Origin of the sequence: Streptomyces sp. NPDC008139, assembly GCF_042957025.1 — a bacterium.
Lineage (GTDB): Bacteria > Actinomycetota > Actinomycetes > Streptomycetales > Streptomycetaceae > Actinacidiphila.
Window position 1 is genome coordinate 34,345 of sequence record NZ_JBIBHM010000001.1, and the last position, 13,743, is coordinate 48,087.

General features: G+C 72.5%; 9 protein-coding genes and 2 pseudogenes. 8 read left to right on the forward strand and 3 right to left on the reverse strand.

The genetic code is table 11. The features are described from left to right. The first annotated feature begins 70 nt into the window (after positions 1-70). From ACFZBB_RS00140 to ACFZBB_RS00150, 3 genes are read left to right on the forward strand one after another with little or no spacing between them, the layout of a single operon-like run. On the forward strand, positions 71-1,918 hold the full coding sequence (locus ACFZBB_RS00140) for an alpha-amylase family glycosyl hydrolase (RefSeq protein ID WP_391116238.1): 1,848 nt from the start codon (positions 71-73) through the stop codon (positions 1,916-1,918). A gap of 34 nt (positions 1,919-1,952) precedes the next feature. Then, complete coding sequence (locus ACFZBB_RS00145) at positions 1,953-3,044, forward strand: substrate-binding domain-containing protein (protein WP_391116240.1); 1,092 nt, start codon at positions 1,953-1,955, stop codon at positions 3,042-3,044. Positions 3,045-3,081: 37 nt separating this feature from the next. Next, positions 3,082-3,978, forward strand: a complete 897-nt coding sequence (locus ACFZBB_RS00150) for a phosphatase PAP2 family protein (RefSeq protein ID WP_391116242.1) — start codon at positions 3,082-3,084, stop codon at positions 3,976-3,978. Here the strand turns inward: ACFZBB_RS00150 and ACFZBB_RS00155 are convergent. Then, entirely contained in the window at positions 3,966-4,805 is an 840-nt protein-coding gene (locus tag ACFZBB_RS00155; protein ID WP_391116244.1) for an acyl-CoA thioesterase domain-containing protein, read from the reverse strand. The two genes, ACFZBB_RS00150 and ACFZBB_RS00155, sit on opposite strands and share 13 nt — an antisense overlap. Before the next feature lie 159 nt (positions 4,806-4,964). On the opposite strand from ACFZBB_RS00155, the gene ACFZBB_RS00160 reads away from it, so the two are divergent. Further along, complete coding sequence (locus ACFZBB_RS00160) at positions 4,965-5,240, forward strand: winged helix-turn-helix transcriptional regulator (RefSeq protein WP_391044258.1); 276 nt, start codon at positions 4,965-4,967, stop codon at positions 5,238-5,240. Between the two features lie 645 nt (positions 5,241-5,885). Here the strand turns inward: ACFZBB_RS00160 and ACFZBB_RS00165 are convergent. Next, positions 5,886-8,912, reverse strand: a complete 3,027-nt coding sequence (locus ACFZBB_RS00165; protein WP_391116246.1) for a bifunctional [glutamine synthetase] adenylyltransferase/[glutamine synthetase]-adenylyl-L-tyrosine phosphorylase — start codon at positions 8,910-8,912, stop codon at positions 5,886-5,888. A 993-nt stretch (positions 8,913-9,905) separates the two neighbouring features. Between ACFZBB_RS00165 and ACFZBB_RS00170 the strand changes: the two genes are divergently transcribed. From ACFZBB_RS00170 to ACFZBB_RS00185, 4 genes and pseudogenes are all read left to right on the forward strand, one after another. After that, positions 9,906-10,790: an alkaline phosphatase family protein gene (locus tag ACFZBB_RS00170; RefSeq protein WP_391116248.1), complete on the forward strand. Its 885-nt coding sequence runs from the start codon at positions 9,906-9,908 to the stop codon at positions 10,788-10,790. A gap of 3 nt (positions 10,791-10,793) precedes the next feature. Continuing rightward, a complete protein-coding gene (locus tag ACFZBB_RS00175; RefSeq protein ID WP_391116250.1) occupies positions 10,794-12,116 on the forward strand; it encodes an MFS transporter in 1,323 nt (440 codons plus the stop codon). Positions 12,117-12,136: 20 nt separating this feature from the next. Continuing rightward, positions 12,137-13,156, forward strand: coding sequence for a TolB family protein (locus ACFZBB_RS00180; RefSeq protein ID WP_391117433.1), 1,020 nt, complete (start codon positions 12,137-12,139; stop codon positions 13,154-13,156). 20 nt (positions 13,157-13,176) lie between these two features. Beyond that, positions 13,177-13,314, forward strand: a pseudogene (locus ACFZBB_RS00185) (glycoside hydrolase family 3 N-terminal domain-containing protein); the annotation flags it as partial. A 33-nt stretch (positions 13,315-13,347) separates the two neighbouring features. Here the strand turns inward: ACFZBB_RS00185 and ACFZBB_RS00190 are convergent. Continuing rightward, positions 13,348-13,434, reverse strand: a pseudogene (locus ACFZBB_RS00190) (glutamine synthetase); the annotation flags it as partial. Between the last annotated feature and the right edge of the window lie 309 nt (positions 13,435-13,743).

The window sequence follows — 13,743 nt, forward strand, 5'->3', positions numbered from 1 at the left end:
GCACCGCACCACGTACGTAAGCCAGTTGTCGTTCCCCCGCCGCCGAAGGCCCGGAACAATGAAGGAAGCCATGAGCCAGCACCTCACCCACGCGCCCAGCTCCGCCACTGCCGACGCCGCAGGCGACGCCGGGGCGCAGCGCAGAGACTGGTGGCGCGACGCGGTCATCTACCAGGTCTACCCGCGCAGCTTCGCCGACGGCAACGGCGACGGCATGGGCGACCTGCCCGGGATCACCGCCCGGCTGCCGTACCTGCGCGAGCTGGGTGTGGACGCGGTTTGGCTGTCGCCGTTCTACGCCTCCCCGCAGGCCGACGCGGGGTACGACGTGGCCGACTACCGGGCCGTCGACCCGATGTTCGGCAGCCTCACCGACGCCGACGACCTGATCAGGGCCGCGCACGCGCTGGACCTGAAGGTCATCGTGGACCTGGTGCCCAACCACTGCTCGGACCAGCACGAGTGGTTCAAGCGGGCGCTGCACGAGGGACCGGGCTCGCCGCTGCGGGACCGCTTCCACTTCCTGCCCGGCAAGGGCGCGGACGGCGAACTGCCGCCCAACGACTGGGAGTCCATCTTCGGCGGCCCGGCCTGGACCCGTACGGTCAACCCGGACGGCACGCCCGGCGAGTGGTACCTGCACCTGTTCGCGCCCGAGCAGCCCGACTTCAACTGGAACCACCCGGCGGTGCACGACGAGTTCCGCTCCGTGCTGCGCTTCTGGCTGGACCTGGGCACCGACGGCTTCCGGATCGACGTCGCGCACGGCCTGGTGAAGGCCGAGGGCCTGCCGGACATCGGGCACGCGGAGCAGCTCACGCTGCTGGGCACGGCGGCGATGCCGTACTTCGACCAGGACGGTGTGCACGAGATCTACCGCGGCTGGCGCCGCATCCTGGACGAGTACGCGGGAGACCGGATCGCGGTCGCCGAGGCGTGGACGCCGACGATCGAGCGGGCCGCGCTCTACCTGCGCCCCGACGAGCTGCACCAGGCGTTCAACTTCGAGTATCTGAGCACCCCTTGGGACGCGCCGGAGCTGCGCAAGGTCATCGACAAGTCGCTGACCGCGATGAGCGCGGTGGGTGCGCCCGCCACGTGGGTGCTGTCCAACCACGACGTGACCCGGCACGCGACGCGCTTCGGCAATCCGCCGGAGCTGGGGACGCAGCAACGTGAGCCGGGTGACCGGGAGTTGGGGCTGCGCAGGGCGCGGGCCGCGGTCGTGCTGATGCTGGCGCTGCCGGGTTCGGCGTATCTCTACCAGGGCGAGGAGCTGGGCCTGCCGGACGTGACGGACCTGCCGGACGAGGTACGGCAGGACCCGTCGTTCTTCCGCGCGGCCGGGCAGGACGGCTTCCGCGACGGCTGCCGGGTGCCGATCCCGTGGTCGGGCGACGAGGCGCCGTACGGCTTCGGTCCGGCGGGCGGGCCGAGTTGGCTGCCGCAGCCGAAGAGCTGGGCGGGCCTGAGCGTCGAGGCGCAGACGGGCGACCCGGCGTCGACTCTCGAGCTGTACCGGGCGGCCCTCGCGGTGCGCCGGGAGCACCCGGCGCTGGGTGCGGGCGCCGCGGTGACGTGGCTGGACGCGCCCGAGGGCGTACTGGCCTTCCGCAGGGGCGGCGGGGACGAGCCCGGCGCCGGGAGCTTCGTCTGCGCGGTCAACCTGACCCGCGAGCCGGTGACGGTGACGCTTCCCGGCCCCGGGCGGATGCTGCTGTCCAGCGACAGCGGCCTTCACGCGGGCACTGGCACCGGCACCGGCTCCGACTCCACCAGCGGCCCCGGCTCCGGCGGCGGTGACGTCAGCGCTGACAGCGATGTCAGCGGCGGCTCGACGGCGGGCGTCCCGAACACGGAGAATGGCAGCATTGAGCTGACTATCTCCGCAGACACGGCAATTTGGTGGGCGATCTGACGTGGTGGCGTTCCGTCCCCTAGCATCCGGTGCTGTGACCGCGCGGCTCGCTGACATCGCAGCCCAGGCGGGGGTCAGTGAAGCGACGGTCAGCCGGGTACTCAACGGCAAACCCGGTGTCTCCACGACCACCCGTGAATCCGTACTGGCCGCGCTCGACCTCCTGGGGTACGAGCGGCCGGTCCGGCTGCGCCAGCGCAGCGCCGGACTGGTCGGGCTGATCACCCCCGAGCTGCTGAATCCGATCTTCCCCGCGTTCGCGCAGATCATCGGACAGGCGCTGACCCGCCAGGGGTACACCCCGGTGCTGGCCACCCAGACGCCCGGCGGGTCCACCGAGGACGAGCTGGTGGAGATGCTGGTCGAGCGGGGGGTCGCCGGGATCATCTTCGTCTCCGGTCTGCACGCCGACTCGGCCGCCGACATGGAGCGCTACGCCAGGCTCCAGGGCCAGGGCGTGCCGTTCGTGCTGATCAACGGCTTCTCGGAGAAGGTCGACGCGCCGTTCGTGTCGCCGGACGACCGGGACGCGGTCCGACTGGCCGTCACCCATCTCGCGGCGCTCGGCCACCGCAGGATCGGCCTGGCCGTCGGGCAGAAACGGTACGTCCCCGTACAGCGCAAGATCGAGGGCTTCACGGCGTCCATGGCGGACGTGCTGGGCCTGGCGGAGGACGAGGCGCAGACACTGGTCCAGCACTCGCTGTACACACTGGAGGGCGGCCAGGCGGCGGCCACGGCGCTGATCGCCTCGGGCTGCACCGCGATCGTCTGCGCGTCGGACATGATGGCGCTCGGCGCGATCCGGGCGGCCAGGCAGCAGGGCCTGTCGGTGCCGGAGGACGTGTCGGTGGTCGGTTACGACGACTCGCCGCTGATCGCCTTCACCGATCCGCCGCTGACCACCATCAGGCAGCCGGTCGCGGCGATGAGCCAGGCCGCGGTGAACGCGCTGCTGGAGGAGATCGGCGGCACACCGGCGCCGCACAGCGAATTCGTCTTCCTGCCCGAGCTGGTCGTTCGAGGTTCAACAGCCGCCGCGCCGACCGCGCGGAACACGCCCGTGCCCGCACAGAAACCCTCCTCAAGGGGGACGGGCGGCACGCAGGATCCGACCGAAGGCTGACCTGCGATACGGGGCGAATCTGGCAGACTGGTGTCCCATGGGGGAACCGACTGCGAAGACTATGGGCGGCCGTACGACCGCCTCGCCGCGCTCCACCGGTTCCACTCCCCCGGATGGAGCGACCGGCGTGGCCCGCACGGAGCCGCGCCACACCCTCATCAGGCGCATCCGCACACCCCGCAGACCCCGGCTCTGGTTCGAGATCCTGCTGATCGGCGTCAGTTACTGGGTGTACTCGCTGATCAGGAACGCGGTTCCGGAGCAGAAGACCGTCGCCCTGCGACACGCCGCGTCGGTGTGGTCCTTCGAGAACCACCTCAGTCTGGCGATCGAACGGTCCGTCAACCACGCCGTGAATTCGGCGACCTGGCTGATCGTCATCATGAACTACTACTACGCCACGCTGCACTTCATCATCACCATCGGTGTGCTGGTGTGGCTCTACCGCCGCCATCCGGGGCGGTACGGGCCGGCCCGTCTGGTGCTCTTCGTGACCACCGCCATGGCTCTGGTCGGCTTCTACTTCTACCCGCTGGCGCCGCCCCGGCTGATGACGGGCGGCGGCTTCATCGACACCGTCGAGGTGCACCACACCTGGGGCTCGCTGTCCTCGGGCAACCTTGCGCATGTGTCGAACCAGTACGCGGCCATGCCGTCGATGCACATCGGCTGGTCCCTGTGGTGCGGTATCACCATCGCGATGCTGGCCAAGCACACCTGGGCGAAGGCACTGGGCGCGCTGTACCCGGTGTTCACCCTCACCGTCATCATCTCCACCGGCAACCACTTCTGGCTGGACGCGGTCGGCGGTGTGGTGTGCCTGGCGGTCGGTTACGGAATCTCGTACCTGGTCTACGGGCGCTGGCTGTACCGGATGCCGCGCCAGCCGGTGGACGCGGTGTCGGCCCGGGCGTCGGACCCTCAGACGGCATGATGCGGCGCCACGTACAGCGTCTGGAGCGCGAAGCCGTGGTAACCGGCGGTGTCGGCGAGGCGGGTGCTGGTCGTACCCCCGCCCGCCCCGTCCAGGGCTGACACGGCGTCCAGCGCCACCCAGGGGCCGACCGGCGGACGCAGGAAGCTCAGCACGAGGTCGAGGTTGCTGAACAGGTGGGTGCGGAAGTCCAGCGCGGCGCTGAAGCCGCTGGCGCCGTCCGAGACGAGGACGGCCCGCTGGGTGCCGGAGGTCGTCTCGCCCGCCACGAGCGGGAACTTCGGGCGTACCCACACCGTGGCCGGTCCCGGCGTCGTGACGAATCCGGCGAGGTAGCGGTAGTCCATGGACGCGATCCAGCCATGGTCCAAGTGGCCGGGGAGCGGGTCCGCCGGGACGACGTCGTCGGGGTCCGGCAGCGCCGGGGCCTGGACGGGGACGTCCGGGACGAGGCCGGGTGAGCGGCGGCGCCACCAGGCGCGGGCCGACAGGACGACCCGGCCGTCGACGCTCAGCTCGCCCGCGAGGAGTTGGGCGCGCCTGCCGGGCTTGAGGACGGAGGCGCGGACGCGGACCGGGCCGACGGGGACGGGGCCGTGGAAGTCCATGGCGATTTTCGCGAGGTGGCCGTCGGGCCGGCCCTCGGGGCCGCCGTCGGAGTCGCCGTCGCGTGCCGTCGCCGCGATCAGGGCCTCGAACTCGCGGACCAGCAGCGCGCTGGGCGGGCCGCCGTGCTGGAGGTCGGGCGACCAGGGGCCCTGGGTGGCGTCCGTCGCCACGAAGGACCCGTCCGGGTCGGGCTCGTAGAAAGCGGTCGGTTCGCCCATCCCTGCTCCTCCAGCTCGTGCACGTTTCGCATTCCGTAACGCCTGACACCACCGTATGATTACGGAATCAGAAGCGTCAAGGAGGGTCGGATGGCGGGTGGCACGGGTGGCCCCCGGCCGGGCGGCGAGGTCCGTGGCTCCCGCACCGGGCGCCCCCTGATGGCCGCGCTCGATCTACTGGGGCGGCGCTGGGCGCTGCGCATTCTCTGGGAGCTGCGGGACGGGCCGGTCGGGGCCCGCGATCTGCGGGAACGGTGCGACGCGATGTCGCCGAGCGTTCTCTATCAGCGGTTGCGGGAGTTGGCCGCCGCCGGGCTGCTCGCGCAGGGCGATCAGGGGCGCTACGGGCTCACGCCTCTCGGTGCGGGCCTGGCCGAGGCCATCGCGCCGTTGGACCACTGGTCCCGTACGTGGGCGGAGACGCTTTCCGACTAGGGGTTTTTCTTGCCCGCCCGCCCACCCGTGCGGGTGTTTTGTCGTCTGCGGGTGCCGCTTGTGCCTGGTCGGTGCCGGGCCGGGGCACCTCCTCGAAATCCGTCTCACCTGGTCCTGGGGATTCGGTGCCGTTCCTGTTGACGTATTTCTGCGGGGGCACCCCGGCCCGTCCCCTTCCGGTACGTCGGCGTCCGCCTGCCGGTGGGGGGTTCCGGGGAAGGGGGTGGGCGGGCTGGGGTGCCTCGGCGCCCGACGGTCTACGGGGGGCCGGGGCTAGCTCCTCGCTCCTCGGGTCTCAAAGACCCCAAGGGCGCCCCGACGTCCCAGCCTCCCTCCGCCGTGACTGAGGGGGCGTCAAGGCCGCAGGGGCGCCCCCGCGTTCCGCCCTTCCTCCGCCGTGACTGCGGGGGCGTCAAGACCGCAGGGGCGCCCCCGCGTTCCGCCCCCTCCCCCTTGCGGGGGTGGAGGGGGTGGGGGTGGAGGGGGGCGAAATGCTGCCGGATATTTGTGGCGCAGGAGAGGTCACCGGATACGGAGTACCAGAAGTGCCGTAAATATACGGATTTCGAACCCCTCTCCCGCAGCCCCCGACCCACGACCCCCGAACGACCCGAGCCGGCCCGACCCGAGCCGGTCCGAGGCGGGCTACTCGTAGGCGTAGAAGAGGCGTTCGACGACGGCGCGGGCGCGGCGGGTGCGGCGGCGGTAGTCCTCCAGCATGTCGCCGACGTGGCCGGGCGGGTAGCCGAGGTAGCGGCCGACGGCGGCGAGTTCGCGGCCGTCGCTGGGGAAGGTGTCGCCGGGGCGGCCGCGGACGAGCATGACGGCGTTGCGGACGCGGGTGGCGAGCACCCAGGCGTCGTCGAGGACGGCGGCGTCCTCGGGGTCGACGAGCCCGGCCTCGCGGGCGGCGGCGAGGGCCGGGCGGGTGCCGGTGGTGCGCAGGGCGGGGAGCCGCCCCGCGTGCTGGAGCTGCACGAGCTGGATCGTCCACTCGACGTCGGACAGCCCGCCGCGCCCGAGCTTGGCGTGCGTCGTGGGGTCGGCGCCGCGCGGCAGCCGCTCGGTCTCCATCCGGGCCTTCAGGCGCCGTATCTCGCGGACCGCCTCTTCTTCGAGGCCGTTCTCCGGGTACCGCAGCGGGTCGACCAGGGCGGTGAACCGCGCGCCGAGATCCGCGTCGCCCGCGACCGGCAGGGCGCGCAGCAGCGCCTGGTTCTCCCAGATCAGCCCCCAGCGCCGGTAGTAGGCGGCGTACGACGCGAGGCTGCGGACCATGGGCCCGCTCTTGCCCTCGGGCCGCAGATCGGCGTCGACCAGCAGGGGCGGGTCCGCGGTGGGGATCTGGAGCAGGCGGCGCAGCTCGTCGGCGACGGCGAGCGCGGCGCGGGTGGCCTCGCCCTCGTCCGCGCCGTCGAGGGGTTCGTGGACGAAGAGCACGTCGGCGTCCGAGCCGTAGGCCAGCTCCCGGCCGCCGAAGCGGCCCATGCCGATGACGGCGAAGCGGGTGGGCAGCGGATGCGCGTCGTTGCCGGTGACGTGGTTGACGGCGGCGCGCAGGGCGCCCGCGAGCGTCGCGGCGGTGAGCCCGTAGATGGCGGTGCCGACGCGGTCGACCAGCGCGGCGGGGTCCGGCGGCTCCTCGGGTGTCTCCTCCTGGGCCTCCTCGTCGTCGCCGTAGGTGTCGATGAGGTCGGCGGCGGCGGTACGGAACAGCTCGCGGCGGCGTACTCCCCGTACCGAGGCGATGGCCTGCTCGGGGGTGTCGGCGCGGCCGACGGCGGCCAGCACCTCCTGCTCCAGGGCGGTGTGGTCGCGCGGCACGAGACCGTCGGCGGCGCCGAGCAGCGCGACCGCCTCGGGGGCACGCATCAGCAGGTCGGGGGCGAGCCGCCCCGAGGAGAGGACGCGGGCCAGCCGCTGCGCCGCCGCGCCCTCGTCGCGCAGCAGCCGCAGGTACCACGGGGTCTTGCCGAGCGCGTCGGAGACCTTGCGGAAGCCGAGCAGCCCGGCGTCGGGGTCGGCGGAGTCCGCGAACCAGCCGAGCAGCACCGGCAGCAGCGTGCGCTGGATGGCGGCCTTGCGGCTGACGCCGCTGGCCAGCGCCTCCAGGTGGCGGACGGCGGCGGCCGGGTCGGCGTATCCGAGCGCCTGGAGACGCTGGCGGGCCGCGTCGGTGCTGAGCCGGGTCTCCTCGCCGCCGAGCTGGGCGACCGCGTCCAGCAGCGGCCGGTAGAACAGCTTCTCGTGCAGCCGCCGTACCTCCATGGCGTGCCGCTTCCACTCCCGGTTCAGCTCGGCGACCGGGTCGGCGCGGAAGCCCAGGCCGCGGCCGAGGCGACGCAGTCCCGCCTGGTCGTCGGGGACCAGATGGGTGCGGCGCATCTTCTGGAGCTGGATGCGGTGTTCCATCAGCCGCAGGAAGCGGTAGGCGTCGTCGAGCGCGGCGGCGTCGGTGCGGCCGACGTAGCCGCCCGCGGCGAGGTCGGCGAGCGCGGTCAGCGTGGTGCCGCTGCGCAGCGACGGATCGGTGCGGCCGTGCACGAGTTGGAGGAGCTGCACGGCGAATTCGACGTCGCGCAGGCCGCCGGGGCCGAGCTTCAGCTCGCGGTCGATCTGGGCGGCGGGGATGTTCTCCACGACGCGGCGGCGCATCTGCTGCACGTCGGTGACGAAGTTCTCGCGCTCCGCGGCCTGCCAGACCAGCGGGCGGATCGCGGCCAGGTACTCCCCGCCGAGCGCGTCGTCCCCGGCGACCGGCCTGGCCTTGAGCAGCGCCTGGAACTCCCAGGTCTTCGCCCACCGCCGGTAGTAGGCGAGGTGGCTGGAGAGCGTACGGACCAGCGGCCCGTTCTTGCCCTCGGGCCGCAGATTGGCGTCGACCGGCCAGATCGTGCCCTCGGCGGTGGTGTCGGAGCAGATCTGCATCATCCGGGCGGCCAGCCGGGTGGCGGCGCGTACGGCCGTGCCCTCCGCGTCCTCCTGGCCCGCCGTCTCCTCGGCCGGTTCCGCCACGTAGACGACGTCGACGTCGGAGACGTAGTTCAGCTCGTGGCCGCCGCACTTGCCCATGCCGATGACGGACAGCCGGCAGACGGCGGCGTCCTGCGGGCTCTCGGCGGCGGCTATCGCCAGCGCGGCGCGCAGGGTGGCGGTGGCGAGGTCGGCCAGTTCTCCGGCGGTACGCACCAGGTCGCTGGTGCCGCACACGTCGCGGGCGGCGATGCCGAGCAGGCAGCGGCGGTAGGCGACGCGCAGCGCGTCGGGGGTGTCGGCGCCCGAGAGGGCCCGGACGAAGTCGGCGACGCCCGGGTGCAGGTCGGCGGACTCGTACATCACCAGCGCGTGCCAGTGGGCGGGGTGCCGGGCGAGGTGGTCGCCGAGGGCCTCGGAGGCGCCGAGGATGCCTAGCAGGCGGTCGCGCAGCGGCTTCGCCGTCATGACGGTGTCCAGCAGCGTCCGCCGCTCCGCCGGGTCCAGCGCCTCCGCCAGGCGTACCAGGCTGATCAGCGCCTGGTCGGGGTCGGCCGTCGCGCCCAGCGCCTCCAGCAGCACCGGGTCCGTCCTGACCGTCGACAGCTCGGGCAGCTCCAGCAGCCGCTCGGCCGCCGCCGGGTCCGTGAAGCCGTGCCGCAGCAGCCGCGTGAACGTACTGCTCCGGCGTCCCTGCATCGGCCCTCCCGGCGGGTCATGTGGTGTGGCGGGGTGACGCTCGACTGGCTTGGCTCGGCTTGGCTTCGCCGTGGCGCGTGACCGAGACCCGTGGCGCGTGTCCCGTACCCCGGAACGGTCCCGCGCAAGCCAGGATCGATCAAGGCTTCGGTTTGAGCGTAACCCCCTGCGGGGGGCTCGGGAGCCGGAGCGCGGCCGCCAGGCCACCCGGCCCCGATGCCGGGGCCAGCACACGGGCCCGATCCACCGCCCCGCCCCAGCGGGCAGGAGGCCCGCACGGGCGTGGACGCAACCGCACGACCCGCACCACGCGGCGCGACCCGGACCGCATGGCGCGCATGGCGTGGGCGCAACCACATGACCCGCACCGCACGGCACGCATGGCGTGGGCGCAACCGCACGACCCGCACGGCGTAGGCGCATCCGCACGACCCGCACGGCGTAGGCGCATCCGCATGACTCGCACCACGCGGCGCGCGCAGCGCCGCCCCACCGACCGCACCACCCCGCCTCCCGGCCCGAGGCCCCCGCGCCGTGGGCGCAACCGCACGGCCCGCACCGCACCGCACGGCGCGGCCCGGACCGTACGGCGCGCGCAGCGCCGTCCCACCAGCCGCACCACCGCGGCCTCCCGGCCCGAGGCCCCGCACGGTGTGGGCGCAACCACATGACCCGCACCGCACGGCGCGCGCAGCGCCGCCCCACCGACCGCACCACCCCGCCTCCCGGCCCGAGGCCCCCGCGGCGCGGGGGGACATCACGGACTCGGCCGTGGAGCCCGGCACACGCTGGACCTGGCGCGTGGCGGCGGGCTGCCCGGTGGGGGCAGGGGCGCGGTGCCCCCGGCAGGAGGGCCGTGGGAGCCGGCGGCAGGCCGTACCTCGGTGTTCGCCTTCATTTCACCCGGCGCCCGCTCGCCCTGACGCGACCGGGCTCCTAAAATTGTCATGTACAGCGGTTCCTCGTCCTTCCCCCCACTACCGGAGGTACGCCGTGCACGGCTGGACTCTGCCCCGCCGCAGCCGCACCGCTCTGTTGTCCGCAATCGGCCTCGCCGCCGCGTCCGTGGGTCTGTGGACCGGTCTCGGCGGTTCGGCGCACGCGGCCGGTTCTGTGCCCACCCCCGACCACACCCTCGTGGTGGTCATGGAGAACCACGCGTACAGCCAGGTCATCGGCAGTTCGAGCGCGCCGTACATCAACTCGCTGGCGACCGGCGGCGCGAATCTCACGCAGAGCCACGCGATCACGCACCCGAGCCAGCCGAACTACTACGCACTGTTCTCCGGGTCCACGCAGGGCGTGACGGACGACAGTTGCGTGAAGATCGGCTTCAGCTCGGCTGCGAATCTCGGCTCCGAGGTGATCGCCGCGGGCAAGACCTTCGGCAGTTACAACGAGACGCTGCCGAGCCAGGGTTCGACGACCTGCAAGAGCGGCAACTACGCGCAGAAGCACAACCCGTGGTTCGGCTTCGGCAATGTCCCGACGTCGACCGCGAAGACCTTCGCGCAGTTCCCGACGGACTACTCGACGCTGCCGCGGATGTCCTTCGTCGTACCGAACCTGTGCAGCGACATGCACGACTGCTCGGTGGCGACCGGCGACACCTGGATCAAGAACAACCTGGGCGCGTACGCGACATGGGCCAAGACCCACAACAGCGTGCTGGTCGTGACCTTCGACGAGGACAACTCGCTGAGCGGCAACCGGATTCCGACCGTCTTCTACGGTCAGCCGGTCACCGCGGGCAGTTCGTCCGCGACCAACTACAACCACTACAACCTGCTGCGCACGCTGGAGGATCTGGCGGGTACCTCGGGGCACGCGGGCAACGCCGCGTCCGCCGCGGACATCACCGGTATCTGGACCAACTGACCGATGTACGTCAGCGAGAGCCGCGGCAGCACGCCCGCGACACCCGCACCGACGAGCGCGGCGGACAGCCCGCCGACAGCGCCGACGACCGCCCGGGGCCCGCGCCCCGGGCGGTCGTCCGCGGTCACCTCGACGGTGCTCGCGCTCGGCGCGGTCAGCCTCATCACCGATGTGTCGTCGGAGATGGTCACCGCGGTGCTGCCGCTGTACCTGGTCACCGGGCTCGGGCTCTCCCCGCTCGGCTTCGGTCTGCTCGACGGCGTCTACAACGGATTCAGCGCGGTGGTACGGCTGGTCGGCGGGCATCTCGCCGACCGCGGCGGGCGGCACAAGGCGGTGGCCGCCTTCGGGTACGGGCTGTCCGCGCTGTGCAAGCCGCTGCTGCTGGCCGTGCACACGTTGCCGCTGATCGGCGCGGTGCTCGCCGTCGACCGCACCGGCAAGGGCCTGCGGACCGCGCCGCGCGACGCGCTCATCTCGCTGTCGGCGCCGCCGGAGTCGCGGGGCCGGGCGTTCGGTGTGCACCGCGCGATGGACACCACCGGGGCGCTGCTCGGGCCGCTGGCCGCCTTTCTGATTCTCCGTCAGGCGGCGGAGGGGTACGACGCGGTCTTCACCGTCAGCTTCTGTGTGGCGGCGGTCGGTGTGGTCGTGCTGCTGCTGTTCGTGCCGTCGGACGTACGGCGGTCAACTCCCTTCACTGAAAAGGACGTTGACCGGCCGTCCTTACGGGCCGCCGTGGGGCTGCTCGGGCGGCGGGAGCTGCGCGGGCTGGCGCTGTGCGCGGTGGCGCTCGGGCTCGCCACTGTCAGCGACTCCTTCGTCTATCTGCTGCTGCAACGCCGACTCGGCGTCCCCGACCGGTGGTTCGCGCTCCTCCCGCTGGGCACCGCCGCCGCTTTCCTGCTGCTCGCCGTGCCGCTGGGCCGCTGGGCGGACCGAGTCGGCCGCTGGCGGGTCTTCGTCGGCGGCCACTTCGCGCTGCTCCTGGCGTACGGGCTGCTCCTCGCCCACCTGCGGGCGGGCGTACTGCCGTACGCCGTACTGGCGTTGCACGGGGCCTTCTACGCGGCCACGGACGGTGTGCTGATGGCGGCCGCGGCCGGTTCCGTACCGGCGGTGCTGCGCTCCAGCGGGCTCGCGCTCGTACAGACCGGGCAGGCCGCCGCGCGCTTCTTCTGCTCCCTAGCCTTCGGGGCGGCGTGGACCGCGTGGGGCGACCAATCCGCCCTGACGGGGGCTGCGTTGGCACTGACGGCGAGCGTCGCGCTGTCGGTCCGGCTGCGGCCGTCACGGACTCCCACGGCGCCGGAGGCGACGGCATGAGCGGGCGGGTCGAGGGCGGCATGAGCATGCGCAACCGGCTGCTCGTGCTACTGGCCAGCATCACCGTGCTGGCGTGCGTGGCGGGGGTCGCGGTGTGGCGGGCCGCCGACCGGGCCGACCGCAGGAACCAGGTGCAGGCGGGCGGCCCCGCCGTGCGCGCCGGTACGGTCTCGCTGGCCGTCGGCGGCCCCCGTATCGTCTTCCGCTCCATGGCGTGGGGGCCGCACCGCGACGAGTTGGCCTCGGTGCCCGCCTCCGCGCCGGACGGGCCCCGCGTCGCGTCCGGCGTGAAGTGCCTGCGCTTCTACGCGGCGGGCGGCACCGGCATCTGCCTCCAGGCCAAGCGCGGCGCCGTCAACGACTCGTACGACGCGGTCGTCCTGGACTCGGCGCTGCGCGCCACCCGCCGTGTGCCGCTCGCGGGCATCCCGACCCGCGCCCGCGTCTCGCCCAGCGGGCGGATGGCCGCCTGGACCGTCTTCGTCGGCGGCGACTCGTACGCGGGCACCGACTTCTCCACCCGCACTTCGATCCTGGACACCCGCGCCGGGACCCTCCAGTCGTCCCTTGAGGACTACGCCGTCACCCGCGACGGGCATCGCGTGCGCGCCGCCGACGTCAACTTCTGGGGCGTCACCTTCGCCGACGACCAACACTTCTACGCCACGCTCGCCACCGGCGGCCACACCTACCTCGTGCGCGGCGACATCGCCACCCGTACCGTCACCACGCTGCGCACCAACGTCGAGTGCCCGTCGCTCTCCCCCGACGGCACCCGGATCGCCTTCAAGAAACGCGTGCCCGGCCTGCCCGCCGACGCCCCCTGGCGCCTCTACGTCCTCGACCTGGCCACCTCGCGCGAGTGGCCGCTGGCCGAGACCCGCAGCGTCGACGACCAGGCCGTGTGGTCCGACAACGCGACCGTCGCCTACTCCCTCCCCGGCGACTACGGATCCGACCTGTACACCGCCCCCGCCGACGGCACCGGCGCCCCCCGCCTCCTCACCCCCTCAGCCCTGGCCCCCGCCTGGCTGCCCTGACCCCGGAGGTGCTCGACACGGTGCCCGCGACGATCAGCCCTGCGGTTCTGACGGGTCTGCTGCGCGGTGAGCTCGGGTACGACGGGGTCGTGACCACCGACGCGCTGGAGATGCGCGGCATCAGCGATGTGGCGGGGCTGCCCGAGGCGTCGGTCCGGGCGATCGCGGCGTCGCCGAGCAGCTCCTCTCGGCTACAGGTTGGGGAGGTTCTTCCGCAGCTCGAAGGCGGTGACCTCGGAGCGGTACTCCTCCCACTCCTGCTTCTTGTTGCGCAGGAACTTAAGCCCCGCCGGGTTGACCTGCACGTTCATCGGCGAACCCTACGGCCACCTGCGCTGTGGGGGTCGGCGATGGTCGTTGCTGGTGCACGATGGCCGACCCCGCACGGCCCCGGGACGGCCCAAGACGTCCGCCAACCAGACAAGCGGATCCCGGCCGCACGCAGAAGCAACGTACCGAGCTGCTAACGCCCCGCCTGAATCAGTACTACACAACCGCCACAATACACATCGGATAAGCGTTCGAAAAAATGTCGAATACCCAAAGTCCCAGCGCATCCCCTCCTTACCGTGAAATGATCCCAGCCA